The organism is Haloplanus salinarum (genome assembly GCF_009762275.1).
Taxonomy (GTDB): Archaea; Halobacteriota; Halobacteria; order Halobacteriales; family Haloferacaceae; genus Haloplanus; species Haloplanus salinarum.
The window spans coordinates 1,168,136-1,181,795 of the sequence record NZ_CP034345.1; the positions used below are offsets into that span (position 1 = coordinate 1,168,136).

At 70.3% G+C, this 13,660-nt stretch carries 19 protein-coding genes; 5 read left to right on the plus strand and 14 right to left on the minus strand.

Translation table 11 applies throughout. The annotated features are described in order from the left end of the window. Positions 1 to 87: 87 nt before the first annotated feature. The 3 genes from EI982_RS07315 to EI982_RS07325 form a co-directional block, all read right to left on the minus strand. Positions 88 to 798, minus strand: coding sequence for a TMEM165/GDT1 family protein (locus tag EI982_RS07315; protein ID WP_157688921.1), 711 nt, complete (start codon positions 796 to 798; stop codon positions 88 to 90). Then, on the minus strand, positions 795 to 1,508 hold the full coding sequence (locus tag EI982_RS07320) for a metal-dependent transcriptional regulator (protein ID WP_157688923.1): 714 nt from the start codon (positions 1,506 to 1,508) through the stop codon (positions 795 to 797). The genes EI982_RS07315 and EI982_RS07320 overlap by 4 nt, the downstream gene beginning before the upstream one ends. 75 nt (positions 1,509 to 1,583) lie before the next feature. Then, positions 1,584 to 2,753 (minus strand): pyridoxal-phosphate dependent enzyme, encoded by a 1,170-nt coding sequence (locus tag EI982_RS07325; RefSeq protein ID WP_157688925.1) that lies wholly within the window; start codon positions 2,751 to 2,753, stop codon positions 1,584 to 1,586. A gap of 77 nt (positions 2,754 to 2,830) precedes the next feature. Here EI982_RS07325 and EI982_RS07330 point away from each other — a divergent pair, with 77 nt between their 5' ends. The 3 genes from EI982_RS07330 to EI982_RS07340 all read left to right on the plus strand — a co-directional run bounded on the left by EI982_RS07330 (position 2,831) and on the right by EI982_RS07340 (position 5,461). Further along, entirely contained in the window at positions 2,831 to 4,108 is a 1,278-nt protein-coding gene (locus tag EI982_RS07330) for an NAD(P)/FAD-dependent oxidoreductase (protein WP_157688927.1), read from the plus strand. Between the two features lie 91 nt (positions 4,109 to 4,199). Continuing rightward, complete coding sequence (locus tag EI982_RS07335) at positions 4,200 to 4,835, plus strand: PH domain-containing protein (protein ID WP_157688929.1); 636 nt, start codon at positions 4,200 to 4,202, stop codon at positions 4,833 to 4,835. After that, positions 4,832 to 5,461 carry a PH domain-containing protein gene (locus EI982_RS07340; RefSeq protein WP_157688932.1) on the plus strand — a complete coding sequence of 210 codons (630 nt, stop codon included), beginning with the start codon at positions 4,832 to 4,834 and terminating at the stop codon, positions 5,459 to 5,461. Before EI982_RS07335 ends, EI982_RS07340 begins: the two co-directional genes overlap by 4 nt. Here EI982_RS07340 and pdhA read toward each other — a convergent pair. From pdhA to EI982_RS07395, 11 genes are all read right to left on the minus strand, one after another. Then, the gene (gene pdhA / locus EI982_RS07345; RefSeq protein ID WP_394352063.1) at positions 5,431 to 6,531 is read right to left on the minus strand and encodes a pyruvate dehydrogenase (acetyl-transferring) E1 component subunit alpha; all 1,101 of its coding nucleotides are present in this window, start codon (positions 6,529 to 6,531) and stop codon (positions 5,431 to 5,433) included. The two genes, EI982_RS07340 and pdhA, sit on opposite strands and share 31 nt — an antisense overlap. A 123-nt stretch (positions 6,532 to 6,654) precedes the next feature. After that, positions 6,655 to 7,350, minus strand: a complete 696-nt coding sequence (locus EI982_RS07350; protein WP_157688936.1) for a metallophosphoesterase — start codon at positions 7,348 to 7,350, stop codon at positions 6,655 to 6,657. 37 nt (positions 7,351 to 7,387) lie between these two features. After that, positions 7,388 to 7,933, minus strand: a complete 546-nt coding sequence (locus EI982_RS07355) for a J domain-containing protein (protein WP_394352071.1) — start codon at positions 7,931 to 7,933, stop codon at positions 7,388 to 7,390. Between the two features lie 106 nt (positions 7,934 to 8,039). Continuing rightward, complete coding sequence (locus EI982_RS07360; protein WP_157688939.1) at positions 8,040 to 8,798, minus strand: proteasome assembly chaperone family protein; 759 nt, start codon at positions 8,796 to 8,798, stop codon at positions 8,040 to 8,042. Positions 8,799 to 8,803: 5 nt separating this feature from the next. Further along, positions 8,804 to 8,986, minus strand: coding sequence for an RNA-protein complex protein Nop10 (locus tag EI982_RS07365; protein ID WP_157688942.1), 183 nt, complete (start codon positions 8,984 to 8,986; stop codon positions 8,804 to 8,806). Between the two features lie 67 nt (positions 8,987 to 9,053). Continuing rightward, positions 9,054 to 9,854 carry a translation initiation factor IF-2 subunit alpha gene (locus EI982_RS07370; RefSeq protein WP_157688944.1) on the minus strand — a complete coding sequence of 267 codons (801 nt, stop codon included), beginning with the start codon at positions 9,852 to 9,854 and terminating at the stop codon, positions 9,054 to 9,056. 4 nt (positions 9,855 to 9,858) lie between these two features. Further along, entirely contained in the window at positions 9,859 to 10,032 is a 174-nt protein-coding gene (locus EI982_RS07375; RefSeq protein ID WP_157688946.1) for a 30S ribosomal protein S27e, read from the minus strand. Beyond that, complete coding sequence (locus EI982_RS07380; protein ID WP_092631957.1) at positions 10,029 to 10,310, minus strand: 50S ribosomal protein L44e; 282 nt, start codon at positions 10,308 to 10,310, stop codon at positions 10,029 to 10,031. The genes EI982_RS07375 and EI982_RS07380 overlap by 4 nt, the downstream gene beginning before the upstream one ends. A 123-nt stretch (positions 10,311 to 10,433) precedes the next feature. Continuing rightward, positions 10,434 to 11,219, minus strand: a complete 786-nt coding sequence (locus tag EI982_RS07385) for a VOC family protein (RefSeq protein ID WP_157688948.1) — start codon at positions 11,217 to 11,219, stop codon at positions 10,434 to 10,436. Positions 11,220 to 11,273: 54 nt separating this feature from the next. Continuing rightward, a complete protein-coding gene (locus tag EI982_RS07390; RefSeq protein ID WP_157688950.1) occupies positions 11,274 to 11,720 on the minus strand; it encodes a TIGR04206 family protein in 447 nt (148 codons plus the stop codon). Then, entirely contained in the window at positions 11,720 to 12,832 is a 1,113-nt protein-coding gene (locus EI982_RS07395) for an OBG GTPase family GTP-binding protein (protein ID WP_157688952.1), read from the minus strand. Before EI982_RS07395 ends, EI982_RS07390 begins: the two co-directional genes overlap by 1 nt. Before the next feature lie 115 nt (positions 12,833 to 12,947). Between EI982_RS07395 and EI982_RS07400 the strand changes: the two genes are divergently transcribed. Together EI982_RS07400 and EI982_RS07405 are read left to right on the plus strand one after the other, a co-directional pair. Next, positions 12,948 to 13,151, plus strand: a complete 204-nt coding sequence (locus EI982_RS07400; RefSeq protein ID WP_157688954.1) for a VNG_1110C family protein — start codon at positions 12,948 to 12,950, stop codon at positions 13,149 to 13,151. An 80-nt stretch (positions 13,152 to 13,231) separates the two neighbouring features. Next, positions 13,232 to 13,594 (plus strand): DUF7541 family protein, encoded by a 363-nt coding sequence (locus tag EI982_RS07405; RefSeq protein ID WP_157688956.1) that lies wholly within the window; start codon positions 13,232 to 13,234, stop codon positions 13,592 to 13,594. Positions 13,595 to 13,660 lie beyond the last annotated feature (66 nt).

Genomic DNA, 13,660 nt, shown 5'->3' on the forward strand with positions numbered 1-13,660 from the left:
CGGCTAGGAGCGACGGGAGGGGGTTCGGCACGGGTCGAGCCTCGGCGGCGTCGAGAAAAACGCTGGCGTTTTCTCCTGTCGGCCGTATCAGAACAGCGCCAGAACGGCCGTCGACGCCGCCTCGACGATCGTCTCCCAGACGGAGAACCCGGTGGCGATGCTCAGGACGGTGTCCGCCGCGAAGAAGGCAAAGAGACCCGCCGAGAAGTAGTGGGCCTTCCGGAGATCCAGCCGGTGGGAGAACTTGTGGAAGAAGAAGGCGTTGGCGAGGCTCACCGGGATGATGGCGAGCATCTCGCCGGCCCAGATGGCCGGGTGGGCGCCGTACTGCGCGGCGAGGCCGATGGTGACCAGTTGGGTCTTGTCGCCGAACTCGCCGACCGCCATCATCGCGAAGATGGGGACGAACCCGCCGAGTGCGTCGGGCAGTTCCCGGCCGAACACCCGTGGCTCGAACTCCGTCGACAGCGAGGTCACCCCGCCGTCGGTCGTCGCGGCGTCGACGTGCTCGGGGTCGCCGCCCTCGGGCGCGGAGCGGTAGAGCAGGACGGCGAAGACCAGAAACAGGCCGGCGGTGAAGAGCTCGAGCACGAGCGGCGGCAGGGCGCGCTGGAGCGCCTCGCCGAACAGGATCTCGAGGGCGGTCCACCCCGCGAAGGCCGCGCCCGCCGCGCTCACGACCACCAGCGGGTTGTACCGGGTCGAGAGCCCCGCGATGATGAACTGCACCTTCTCACCGGGCAACACCACGAGCTGGGCGACGAAGGCGACGGTGAGGATCTCCAGCCAGCCCGTCACGCACCGCTCACCCCCTCGAGTTCGTCCCGGTCGGAGCCATCGCCGGCGTCCGCGTCGACCGGCCGCACCCGGATGGTCCGGGCGACGCCCTCGGGGAGGCTCTGTTCGCCGTCGCCGATCCGGACGGTCACCATACCGAAGGGGGCGACGTCGACGACTTCGAGTTCCGTCCCCGGGCGGACGCCCGCGTCGTCGAGGTAGGCGAGTTCCGCCTCGTCGCGGTCACGGACCCGCTCGACGACCACCCGCGCGCCCGGGTCGTGGTCGGTCAGGGGCGTGGTCTCGTCGCCGTCGAGCGGATGCAGGTCCGCCCCGGGGATCGGATCGCCGTGCGGGTCGACCTCCGGATCGCCGAGCGCCTCGGCGACCCGGCGCTCGAACTCCTCGGAGATGTGGTGTTCGAGCGCGTCCGCCTCCGCGTGGACGTCCGTCCACGAGTAATCGAGGTGCTCGGCGAGGTAGGCTTCGAGCAGCCGGTGGTGACGGATCACCTCCAGAGCGACCGTCTCGCCCTCGGGGGTCAGTTCGACGCCCTTGTACTTCTCGCGTTCCAGCAGGTCCCGCTCGGCGAGCTTCTCGACCATGCTGGTCACGGTCGGCGCCGTCTTGCCGACCTCGTCGGCGATGGCGGAGGTGGCGACCGGCGTCCCCCCCTCCGACTGGAGCCGATAGATCGCCTTGAGATAGTCTTCCATGACGTCGCTCAACATCTACTCGGCCCGATTTAGACGCGTCTAATCTATAAACCTGTTGCGCCGAATATCGGAGTGGGCGGGTGGGAACTCTCAGACGCCCTGGCCCATCAGGTGGCTCCGGAGCAGGTCGGCCGTCTTCACGCCGGCGTCGGCGTTGACAAGCACCACCGTCCCGTCGTCGTCGAGTTCCCCCCGCTCGGCGAGCGCCCAAGCGCCGGCGGCCGCGGCGCCGCCCGTCGCGCCCACTTCGGTCCCGAGTCGCTGTGTCAGCGCCACCGCGCTCTCCAGGAGGTCCTCGTCGGCGACGGCGACTGCCTCGCCGCCGCTCGCGGCGAGGGCGTCGAGGGCGAGGGCGCCGCCGGCGGGCTCGGGGATTTCGAGTTCGCCGCAGATGGTGTCGGGATACTCGACCGCACTGATCCCGCCGTCGTCGTCGTGGGCGTCGACGAGGGGCGCACAGCCCTCGGCCTGGACGGCGTGGATTCGGGGCACTCGGTCGGTCAAGCCGAGGGCGACGAGGTCGCGGAAGCCGCGTTCGATCCCCACCAACGTCTCGCCGGTGCCGACGCCGACGACGACGGCGTCGGGTGCCGTCCAGTCGCGCGCGCCGGCCACTTCGTAGGCCAGCGTCCGGTAGCCGTCGTGGCGGTACGGCGTCGTGAACTCCTGGAGCGAGTACCACTCGCGGGCCAGGTCGTCGTGGAGGGCGGCGAGCGCGTCGGAGTAGCGCCCGCCGGTCACGCGCATGTCCGCACCGTGGACGTTCACCATCGCCTTGTTCGGGAAGGGGGCCCGCGAGGGGAGGTAGGCGTAACAGTCGATGCCGGCGCGGCCGGCGTAGGCCGCGGCGGACTGGCCGGCGTTGCCCGCGGCCGCGAGCGCCAGCAGGTCCGCCCCCCGCCGGTCGGCCATCGTCACCGCGACCGAGAGCCCCCGGTCGAGGACCGTCCCCGTCGGGTTCCGGCCCTCGTCCTTGAGACGGACCGATCCGACGCCGAGGTCCGCGGCGAGGTCGGGCGCGTCGAGCAGCGGCGTCGCTCCCTCGGCGGCCGAGACGGCGTCCCCGGCGTCGACTGGCAGGAGCGCGTCGTAGTCCCACATCGATCCCGGATCGGCCGGCAGGGCCGCGGGATCGACGGCGTCGAGGTCGTAGACGGGATCGAGCGGTGCGCCGGCGTCGCTCCGGCCGACGTGGCCGGGGTCGTACCGTTCGCCGGTTGCCGTGCAATCGAGCCCGAGGAGCCGTTCGGGGGTGTCCATGCCGGCGGTTGCGACCGGAGGGGCAAATCCCTGTCCATGGGCATGGCTTCTTTACCCCCGCCGGCCGACCGATCGGTATGGACGACACACCGTCGGTCGCCGTCGCGGGCGCCGGACTGGCGGGGCTCGTCGCCGCGCGACACCTCGCCGACGCCGGCGCCGACGTCACCGTGTTCGAACGCCGCGAGGAGGTGGGCGGCCGGGTCCGGACCCGCCGCCGGGACGGCTTCACCCTCGACCGGGGCTTCCAGGTCCTCTTCACCGCCTATCCGGCCGTCCGGGAGGAACTCGACCTCGCCGCGCTCGATCTGCAGTCGTTCTCGCCGGGCGCCGTCATCGCCCGCCCCGGCGAGCGGTCGACGCTCTCGGATCCCCTGCGCGACCCCCTCTCGCTCACCGACACCCTGTTCAACCGCGAGGTGACGACGACCGACAAGCTCCGGACGCTCGCCCTCCGCCAGCACGTCGGCGGGCGCGACGAGGCGGCCATCTTCGGGAGCCCCGACGCCCCCATCGACGAGTACCTCCGCGACTGGGGCTTCTCCACGGACTACCTCGACAACTTCGTCGCGCCCTTCTACGGCGGCATCACGCTCGACCGGTCGCTCTCGACGTCCAAGCGCGTCTTCGAGTACACCTTCAAGGCGATGAGCGAGGGGCTGATCGCCCTCCCGGCGGCGGGGATGGCCGCCGTCCCCGAACAGTTGGCCACGCGGGCCCGCGAGGCCGGGGCGACGGTCCACCGCGAGGAGCCCGTCGCCGCGGTCACGGCCGACGGCGGCGGGGTGACCGTCGAAACCGAGCGCCGAACCGTCGAGGCCGACGCCGCCGTCGTCGCCACCGACCCGCGGACGGCAAAGCGTCTGACCGGCGTGCCGTCGGTTCCCACGGCCGCCCGGCCGTCCGTCACGGCGTATCTCTCCCTGCCCGACGGCCCCGCGCTCGACGACGCGCGGAAGATCCACCTGAACGCGGCCGACGACCGGCCGAACGCTGTCGTCCCGCTCTCCGCGGTGGCGCCGAGTTACGCCCCCGACGACCGCCGACTGCTCTGTGCCACCTTCCTCGGCGACGACGCGCTCGATACGGCCGACGACGCGCTCGTCGAGGCGACCCGCGAGGCGCTCGCGGCGTGGTACCCCGAGCGGCGGTTCGGCGGGCTGGAACACGTCCACACCGACCGGATCGAGTTCGCCCAGTTCGCCCAGCCGCCGGGCGTCCACGACGACCTGCCGGCCGTCGACGACCCGTCGGGTCCCGTCTACCTCGCCGGGGATTACACGGCGTGGTCGTCGATTCAGGGGGCGATGCGGAGCGGGCGGGAGGCCGCAGCAGCGGCGCTATCGGGGCTGTGACTGCGGGTCCGAAAGAACGGGGAGACCCCGGGCGTGTCTCGGCCCGAAACCCGCGACCAACGTTTACAAGCCTCGCCGGAGAACGCCGCGTATGGCCTCTCGTCCCGATTGGTTCTCGCTCGACACCGGCGAGACGGTCGTCTGGGAGGGCGCGCCGCGGGTGCGTCGCGTCCTGCCGACGGTCGTCGCGGCGACCCTCTGGATCGCTCTCCTCGCGGCCGGCGCGGTCCTCGCCGGCCGGACGCTCGTCCTGTCCACGCCGGTCGTCGTCGGCGGTGCCGTCCTCCTCGCGCTCCCGGCGGTCGCCGGGGTCGCGTGGCGCTACCTGCGGACGGTCAACGTCGAGTACGTCCTCACCGACCGGAACTGCTACCGCAAGCGGGGCGTCCTGTCGACGAGCGTCACGCGCGTCGGCCTCGCGGACGTCGAGCGCACCGCCCTCCACAAGGACGTCTGGGGGCGCCTCTTCGACTACGGGGCCGTCTCGATCAGCACCGCGGGCACCGACGGCGTCGACCTCCGGTTCACCGACCTCGACGACCCCGAGACCCTCCGCGACGAACTCCGACGGCTGGTGGGCGCGGAGAGGGGAAGCGGGCTCGCCGCGGCGTCGTCGGGACCCGCGGGGGCCGGACTGGACGCCGCGACGGCCGATACGCTCCTGACCGAGTTCGGCGCGCTGCGCGCGGCGGCCGACCGCCTGGACCGGGAGGTGAGCGACGGATGAGCGAGGCGTCGGTCGACGACGGACCCCCGCCCGAGTGGCTCTCGCTCGACCCCGACGAGGAGGTCGTCTGGGCCGGCCAGCCGGCCTTCGAGACGCTCTACGGCACCATCGCGACCGGCCTCGTGTTGACCGTCGTGTTGATCGGCTTCCTGATCCTCCTCGGGGTGCCCTTCGCCTACTTCCGGATCCAGAACACCGAGTACGTCGTCACCACCCAGTCGCTGTACGTCAAGCAGGGCATCTTCTCGACCAACATCGAGACGGTCGACCTCGACCGCATCCAGAACACGGAGTTCAACCGGAGCTTCTGGGGCAAGCAGTTCGACTACGGCTCCATCTCGATCAGCACGGCCGGCAGCAGCGGCGCCGAGATATCCTTCGACGGCATCCCGGACGCCCCAGCCGTCCGCGACCGCATCACCGAGTTGAAACGCCAGCGGACGGAGCGGGAGGGAGCCGAGGGCGAGGGCGGCGACCGGCCCGCGAGAGCGGACCAGCTGGCCGAGTTGATCGAGGAGGTCCGGGCCACCCGCGAGGCGTTCGAACGGGTCGAGCGTCGGCTCGCGGACGGCGAGGAGGACGGCGACCCCGACGATCAGTCCCGCACGGACGCCTCGTCGCCGTAGCGGTCCAGGATGTCGAGAAAGCCCGCGCGCTGCTGGCGGAGTGCCGGCGGCAGGTCGCCGTAGGCGTGATCGAACATGGAGGCCGGGTCGGCCTCCACCTCGGCCGCCGCCTCGACGACCGCCGCGACGTGGTCCTCGACTCCCGCCCTGATCTCGTCGTCCCGGTCGTCGTCCAGGCGGCCGGTCCGACGGAGGAAGGCCTCGAACCGGTCCAGCGGGTCGCGGTCCTTCCAACGCTCGACTTCCTCCTCGTCGCGGTAGACGGTCGGATCGTCCGCGGTCGTGTGGGCGCCGTAGCGGTAGGTGACGGCCTCGATCAGCGTCGGGCGCGTCTCGTCGTCGTCGGGGTCGCGGGCCCGCTCGACGGCCTCCTTCGTCACCGTGTAACACGCGAGCGGATCCATCCCGTCGACGCGGACGCCCTCCATGCCGTAGGCCGCCGCCTTCTCCGCGATGGTGTCGCTCGCCGTCTGGCGCTCGACCGGATGGGAGATGGCCCAGCCGTTGTTGTTACAGAAGAAGACCGTCGGGGTGTCGAACACGCCCGCGAAGTTCATCGCCTCGTGGAAGTCGCCCTCGCTCGTGGCGCCGTCGCCGAAGTGGACGACCGCCGCACGGTCGTCGCCTTTCAGCTTCGACGCCCACGACATCCCGACCGCGTGGGGCAGGTGGTCGGCGATGGTGATGTTCAGCGGGAAGACGTGTTTGTCCGCGAGGGTCGCGTTGCCCGACTCGTGGCCCATCCAGTACGACAGGTAGCCGGCGTCCAGGTCGCGGACGACCACCGCGCCGTGTTCGCGGTACTGATAGAGGATCCAGTCGTCGTCGGCGAGGGCGTACGTCGAGCCCACCTGCGCGCCCTCCTGCCCCGCACACGAGGCGAAGGTGCCGAGTCGGCCCTGCCGCTGGATGTTGATCGCCCGCTCGTCGAAGTGACGGGTCAGGCGCATGTCGCGGTACATGTCGAGGAGCGTCCCGTCGTCCAGATCCGGAATCGCGTCCTCGTCGACCGGGACGCCGTCCTCGTCCAGCACCCGGACGAAGTCGGCGTCCTCGTAGTCCACGGTCAATCACCCCACCCCCGCCCACGTCCTCGTTCCCCGGGGCGCCGTCGGGCGACGCGGGGGGCGGCTCTTCGCCGTGGCCGTGACCGTCCTTGCATACCTCGGCCGAGAACCTCCGCCGAGTAAATCCTATCGCCGCCGGAGGTGGGGGCGCAGGTCGGAAAGTGGGGGAAACCACAGCGTCTCCCCGTCGGCGACCACGCCGGGACGGGCCGCGTCGAGGGTCGACACCAGCGGCGAGTCGACGTCGTCACGTCGCTCGACCCGGACGCCGGCGGCGACCGCCGAGAACGCCGGGAGCACGAGCGTCGGCCGGTCGCGGTACCCCGACTCGGTCCAGAGAAAGCAGTCGCGCTTGTCGCCCTCGACCGTCAGCGCCGGGTGGACGTGCCCGCAGACGTACCGCGCGGCGTCGGTCGCGGGCGCCTCGTGACCGTGACAGACGACGGTCCCGTCGGCGAGTCGGTAGGCGTCGTGGACCGGCCCCGGCCACGCGTCGTCGAGGCCGCCGTCGTGGTTGCCCGCGACGGCGACGGGGCGGGCACCGGCCGCCCGGATCCGCCCCGCGAGCGTCCGGAGCGTCCCGACCGCCCGCGCCCGCGGCGTCCCGAACCGGTGGAGCAGGTCGCCCGCGAGAACGACCGTCTCCGGATCGGTCGCCGCGACGACCGCGGCGAGGCGCTCCCGGAGGTCCGCGCGCTCGTCGAGCAGGGGACCGGCGTTCGACGCCGCGGCCCGGCCGACGTGGAGGTCGGCAACGACGAGCGCCGCGGCCGACGGGAGGTGGACCGCACGGCCCTGCGTCGGCGGAGTCGAGGGGGGCACGCTCGCCCGGTGGGACCCGACGGCCAAAGCGGTGACGCTAGTCAGCGTGCTCTTTGGCCGTCGCGTAGGCCTCGCGGAGGCGACGGAAGGACTCGCTGTCCCCGCCCTGATCGGGGTGGACGTCCTTCACGCGCCGTCGATACGCCGCTCGGACCTCCTCGGCGTCGGCCGTCGGCTGGAGGCCGAGCCGCGAGAACGCGGCGCCGACCGACTCGCCTCCCGCCGTCGACCGCCGGCGTCCGGCCTCGGGCACGTCGAAGGGGAGTCGCCGACCGAGCGCCGACGCGGGCATCTCGTGCTCACAGAGGACGGCGTGTGTGTCCGTCCCGTCGATGGCGAAGTACGCCTGCGGATCGAAGGTGATGGCGACCGCCCGTTCGGGCAGGTAGAAAGCGACCGTCTCCGCGTGGACCGACGCATCCTCGACGTACCGCTCGCCGACGGTCTCGAGGTAGGTCCGGATCTCCGCGCGACGGCGGTCGGTCCCGTCGATCCGGCGGCGCCGATCCGGCGACGGGGTGGGGAAGAGCCGATCCCCGGCGACGAAGATGCCCGCGATCAGGAGGGCGACGGCGACGCCCATGGCGACCCCGGCGACCAGCCACGTCGGCAGCAGGGACACCCACTCCAGAGGCACGCCCCCCTGTTGGAGTCGCGCGGTAAAGAGTTTCCCGACGGCGGCGACCCGCTCAGCCGATATACCGGAGGTCGTCGTCGGTCGGCACCTGGGCGCTCTGGTTTTGCATCTCCTGGATCTTGCCGACGACCTCCTCCATCTCCTCGGCCCGGTCCTCCAGGGACTCGTAGTCGAGTTCGAACCCGAGGACCGACTCCAGCACTTCGAGGACGGCCCGGGCACTCTTGGGATCGACCAAGTAGCCGCTGGTCTCGCCCATCAGGCAGGCGGCGTCGAGGCCGCGACGGCGGCCGAGCCCCAGCAACAGGCCGCTGACGCCGACGATGCCGCCGGCGGGCTCGTCGTCGCGGAACTCGACGCCCGCGTCCGTCAGGTCCCCCTTCAGGTCGGCGTCGGTCACCGCGCCGAGGACGTGGTACTCCTCGATGAGTTCGCCGGTGGGGACGCCGCCGAGGGCGAAGAGCCGGTCGGTCCCGAGCTCCGTGGCGACGTCGAGGAACGCCTCGGTGAGGTGGTAGTGGCCGGCGTTGCTCCCGGCCTGGTGGTCGCCGGTGAGGACGAGCAGGTCGCGGCCCTCGGTCTCGACGGCGTGGAACTCGGCACAGACCAGTTCGGCGACACCCTCGTCGTCGATGCTCACCTGCGGCGGGAACTCGTCGGCGTAGACGCGGCGGACGAGTTCGCTCTCGAACTCCTCCAGCAGGTACTCCGCGGCGAGTTTGCCAACGTGGCCGACGCCGGGGAGCCCCTCGATCAACACCGGGTCCGACGGCGTCGCCTCCGCGACCGTCTCGATCTCGATGGCGTCCATACCGCCTATTCGCGTTCGCGGCGCTTAAGAGCGCGTCGGTACTCCCCGTACGGGTCCGCAGGATCGAACGGCGCGGGCGCGCTGTTGACCGCCTCGGCGCCGCACTCCGGACAGGTCTCGTCGAGCGTGTACACCGGGCGGTCGTGGGCACGCTCCCACGAGCCACACACCCGGATGTCCGCCTTCATGCTCCCGTTCGCGTCCGGGCACCGGCATCGGTGAGCGTGTGCCGGCTCCGGCACGCGATCGGAGCGGTCATTCGTCGTCGGTCTCGCGCTCGCGGTGGTACCGTGCCGTGCCGCCCGCCGTCGTGATTGCCTCGCGGGCGCGCTCGGCGCTGGCTTCGAGTTCCGACTCCGCCCGCTTGTAGTCGGGGGCCTGCACCTGGATACGGTACTCCGGCGACCCGACGTAGGAGACCGACAGTTCGATCTCGTCGCTCACGTCGCCGTTGCCTTCCGCGGCCTGCAGCGCCTCCTTGATGTGGTCGACGCCGTCCCCGTTCGGACACTCCAGGTCGACGTAGCCCGTGACGTTGACGTAGGGGACCGAGACGTTCTCGCGGGCCGTGGAGACGACCGTCTCGACGTCGTCGTCGTCGAGGTCGACGTCGTCGAGGGCCTCGGTGCCGTGGATGGCCGCCGACTCGAAGGCGTCGTAGAGGCTCTCGAACTCCGCGAGGAGCGCGTCGGCGACCCGCCGGTACTCCTCGTCGGCGACGTCCTCGCCGAGGGCGAGTGTCATCCACTTGTCGGCCTTCTGCTCGTTTTTCCACTCCTGAATCTTCTCCTTGTGCTGGTGCTCGTTGACGTCCTTGATCGAGAGGTCGATCTGCTGGGACCCCTCGTCGACGTCGAGCACCTTCGCGACGACCGTCTGTCCCTCGCGGACGTGGTCGCGGACGTTCTTGATCCAGCCGCTGGCGACCTCGCTGATGTGTGCGAGCCCGCGCTTGTCCTCGTACTCCTCGAGGTCGACGAACACGCCGAAGTCGGTTATCTCGTCGACCTTGCCGACGACGAGTTCACCCGGTTCGGGCCAGCCACTGTACTTCATGGTGTCAGCGTGCCTCGACGGTGCCGGTGACCTCGCCCTCGAAGGCGGCGTGGCCGCCCGTCGGGCGGGCGAGCGTGCTCCCGCAGACCGCGCAGTTCACCGTCGTCGACACCTTGTCGAAGACGGTCTGTTCGTTGCCACAGTCGGCGCACTCGACGGTGACGAAGTTCCCCGTCATTCCTGGAACTCCAGTCGACCCGCGCGCCATCCCTCGCGCATGTGAGCCTTGCCACACTCGGAACAGCGGTACTTCAGGTTGGTCTTCTTGGTGGGCTTGTCGCCACCCGGCACCTTCGAGAACTTCCCGGCGTTGCCGATGGTGGACGTGTTGCGCTCGCGCTGGCGGTCGATCCACTTCATCCCCGTCTCGCGACCGCGACGCACTTTCTCGACCTCGTGCTCGAAGTGCCCGTTGCAGTGCGGGCAGTACGTGTTGAATCGGCGTGGCATCTGCATAGATAATCTACCTTACCGAGGATTTCGCGTCGGGCGTTAAAACCCGTTCGGTGTCCGCTCGCCGCGACGGCGGGCAGCCGGCCCCTGGGGGCCCTCGGCCCGGGTTCCGGGACCGGCCGCCGATCACTCGGGGAACAGCGGCGGCGACAGGCTCTCGCGCTCGATGAGTTCGATCTCGTGACCGTCCTGGTCCGTCGTGAACGCGTACATGTCGTCACAGGAGGCGGGGTCGCGATAGTCAGCCGCCTCGCGTTCCATCAGTTGCTCCCAGTCCTCGTGCAGGTCGTCGACGCGGACACAGAGATGTCCCCAGGCGTCGCCCATGTCGTAGCTCCGCCCGTCGTAGTTGTAGGTGAGCTCGACCGCCATCGCCTCCGGCGCCGCGCCCGCGGGCTTGGTGAAGTAGTTGGCGAAGGTACCGGCCTCCCAGCGACCCGTCGGGACGTGTTCGAACTTCCGGGTCCAGAAGCCCAGAGCCTCGTCGGCGTCCTCGACGCGGATCATGGTGTGATCCAGGCTCCACCGGGCGCCCTGGTCCCGTTCGACCAGCTCCACCTCGTGGCCGTCGGGATCCGTCACGAACGCGTAACTCCCGCCACAGGAGTCGGGGTCGCGGTAATCCTCGACGCCGGCGTCCATCAGTTCCTCGTAGGCGTCGTAGACGTCCTCGACGCGAACGGCGATGTGCCCCCACGCGTCGCCCATCTCCGCGGGCCCGCCGTCGTGGTTGTGCGTGAGCTCCAGCATCGCCCCCTCCTCGTGCATGTCCTCGGGACCGAGGTAGACGATGGTGAAGTCATCGGCCTCCCAGCGGTCCTTCTCCTCGTAGTCGAGGGTGGACTGATACCACTCCAGCGAGTCGTCGAGATCCGCGACTCGCATCATGACGTGATCGAGCGTTCCGTCCATATCCGACGGGTGGACCGGCGGGGCGAAAAGCGTACCGCAACCGGCGGGTCGCGATCAGCCGTTCCCGCCGGACGCGAGGAACGGCCGTGCGTAGTACCACCAGGCGACCGCCCAGCAGGCGACGGTTCCGAGCGGCCAGGCGACCCGTCCGGGCTGGACCGAGAAGCCGCGGGCGAGGGTCAACTGCGCCACGCCGGCGGCGACGAGGAGGCCGGCAGTCACCCGGCGATCCTCGCGGCCGCGGCAGCCCGCGGCGGCGCTCGTGAGCGCGAGGAGGTAACACGCGACCGAGAGCGGCCAGGCGGTGATGTACGGTGGCAGACCGCGCGTGTAACGGAGGAGGAAGTCCCAGAGGAAAGTGACGCCGACGGGATCGACGTTGGCCAGTCCCCACGGGAACACGAACGTCGGCGGACGCCCGCCGGCGAAGGTCTGGACCGACCACGGCACCGCGAGGAGCGCGAGGATGGCGCCGAGTCGGCGGGTCGGGGACGCGGGCACTATCGTCGGGCGACGACGCGCATCACGTCCTCGTCCTGAAGTTCGTGGTCGCGGCCGACCTGCTGTTCGTCGTGTTGCGCGCTGGGGCCGGTGACGCGGGCGAAGCGGAACCGCTCGTCGAGGGTCCCGCCGAGTTTCGAGAGCGCGTCGTCGACGGTGTGTTCCCCGTCGCGCAGGACGAGCGGTTCCTCGTAGTCGACGCCGCGGCCCGGCTTGTCCATGTACACGCGGATCAGGCCCAGCGCGTCCCAGATCTCCTCTTTGAGCGCGTCGAGACCGCGTCCGTCCTCGGCGCTGATGAAGACCACGTCGTCGGGGTCGAGGCCGTGGTCGCGGAGTGCTTCCTCCACGGTCGGGAGGTAGTCCTTGTCGATCAGGTCGGCCTTGTTGACCGCGACGATGGAGGGGAGGTAGACCCGGTTGTCCTGGATGCCGTCGATGAGTTCGTCGATGGAGCAGTCACCCCGGATCGTCACGTCGGCGTTGACGTAGCCGTGTTCCCGCAGGACGCTCTTGATCGTCCCCTCGTCGAGGCTCACGTCGTCCGTAGTGGTGACCCGGAGGCCACCCTTGCCGGTCTTGTTGATCGAGAGGTTCGGCGGCGACGTGTCGAGGCGGACCTTGTTGGCGTACAGTTCCTCGCGGAGGCGGTCGTAGTGCTGAATCTCGAACACCGAGAGGAGGAAGACGACGAGGTCGGTCGTCCGCACGACCGACAACACCTCCTGTCCGCCACCGCGGCCGCCGGCGGCTCCCTCGATCAGCCCCGGCACGTCGAGGATCTGGATGTTGGCGCCGTTGTGTTTGAGCATCCCCGGGTTCACGTCGAGGGTGGTGAACTCGTACTCGCCGACCTCGCTTTCGGCGTTGGTGAGGGCGTTGAGCAGGGTGGACTTGCCGACGCTGGGGAAACCGACGAGGCCGACGGTGGCGTCGCCGGTCTTCTCGACGGCGTAGCCGCCGCCGCCACCCGAGGAGGCCTGCCGTTCGAGTTTCTCCTTTTTCTCCGCCAGTTTCGCCTTCAGCCGACCGATGTGCTGCTCGGTGGATTTGTTGTACGGCGTCTCGGCGATCTCCTCGCGGAGGTCCTCGATCTCCTCCTCCAGACCCATTACCCGCCACTCGGCCGGCGGCGTCGAAAAACCTGTTCCTTCGACGTCCCCACGCCAAGTGATAGAACTTCGACACGGTTATACTGGGGTACGGAGACGTGTCGGGTAGCTACCGATGCCGGATCCCGAGCGGCTGCGAGACAGCACACAGATCGTCCTCCCCTGCGAGGAGCTCTCCGGACTCAGGGAGACGCTAGAGTCCGAGTTCGCCGTCACCGTCTTCGCGACGGACGACGCCGTGTGTCGGATCGTCGGCAGTCCGGTCGAGATCAAGGCTGTCGGGCGATTTCTCGCCCGGCACGGGATCAACCTCGCGTGACGCGGGCGAACGCCGACGTCCGAGATAGCGGACGGCGACGGGTCGAAGCGTTTTCTACGCTCGACCGCAAACGGGCGGGCATGGACGAGCAACCGGGGCTGAGTGACCAGTACCGGATGGCGAGCCCCTGGCCGCCCTTCGTCGCGCTCGGCATCCCCATCGCGGAACTCGGCATCCTGTTCGACGTGTTCGTCGTCGCCGTGGCGGGACTGCTCCTGTTCTGTGGGAGCCTCACCGGAATGATCCGCGAGGCGGGCTACGCCGAGACGGCCTGGCGGCCGCTTGCGGTCTTCGCCGTCCTCCTGTTCGCCGTGGGCGGGGTCCTCGCCTTCACCGACGTCGCACTCGTGACCCGCGGCTACGCCGTCATCGCCGCGGGCGCCATCCTCGCCGCCGCCGGCGTGGCCGGGGAACTGTTCGTCCCCGAGCGGGAACCGATCTGAGCGACCGTCGGCCACCGCGTCGACGCCGTTCCCAGCGGATGGAAACCTATTTGTTCGGCCGGTATT

Coding starts and splice junctions, on each gene's coding strand:
- EI982_RS07320 (WP_157688923.1), bottom strand. CDS start 1,508: ATGTTGAGCGACGTCATGGAAGACTATCTCAAGGCGATCTATCGGCTC.
- EI982_RS07325 (WP_157688925.1), bottom strand. CDS start 2,753: ATGGACACCCCCGAACGGCTCCTCGGGCTCGATTGCACGGCAACCGGC.
- EI982_RS07330 (WP_157688927.1), top strand. CDS start 2,831: ATGGACGACACACCGTCGGTCGCCGTCGCGGGCGCCGGACTGGCGGGG.
- EI982_RS07335 (WP_157688929.1), top strand. CDS start 4,200: ATGGCCTCTCGTCCCGATTGGTTCTCGCTCGACACCGGCGAGACGGTC.
- EI982_RS07340 (WP_157688932.1), top strand. CDS start 4,832: ATGAGCGAGGCGTCGGTCGACGACGGACCCCCGCCCGAGTGGCTCTCG.
- EI982_RS07355 (WP_394352071.1), bottom strand. CDS start 7,933: ATGGGCGTCGCCGTCGCCCTCCTGATCGCGGGCATCTTCGTCGCCGGG.
- EI982_RS07360 (WP_157688939.1), bottom strand. CDS start 8,798: ATGGACGCCATCGAGATCGAGACGGTCGCGGAGGCGACGCCGTCGGAC.
- EI982_RS07365 (WP_157688942.1), bottom strand. CDS start 8,986: ATGAAGGCGGACATCCGGGTGTGTGGCTCGTGGGAGCGTGCCCACGAC.
- EI982_RS07370 (WP_157688944.1), bottom strand. CDS start 9,854: ATGAAGTACAGTGGCTGGCCCGAACCGGGTGAACTCGTCGTCGGCAAG.
- EI982_RS07375 (WP_157688946.1), bottom strand. CDS start 10,032: ATGACGGGGAACTTCGTCACCGTCGAGTGCGCCGACTGTGGCAACGAA.
- EI982_RS07380 (WP_092631957.1), bottom strand. CDS start 10,310: ATGCAGATGCCACGCCGATTCAACACGTACTGCCCGCACTGCAACGGG.
- EI982_RS07385 (WP_157688948.1), bottom strand. CDS start 11,219: ATGGACGGAACGCTCGATCACGTCATGATGCGAGTCGCGGATCTCGAC.
- EI982_RS07395 (WP_157688952.1), bottom strand. CDS start 12,832: ATGGGTCTGGAGGAGGAGATCGAGGACCTCCGCGAGGAGATCGCCGAG.
- EI982_RS07400 (WP_157688954.1), top strand. CDS start 12,948: ATGCCGGATCCCGAGCGGCTGCGAGACAGCACACAGATCGTCCTCCCC.
- EI982_RS07405 (WP_157688956.1), top strand. CDS start 13,232: ATGGACGAGCAACCGGGGCTGAGTGACCAGTACCGGATGGCGAGCCCC.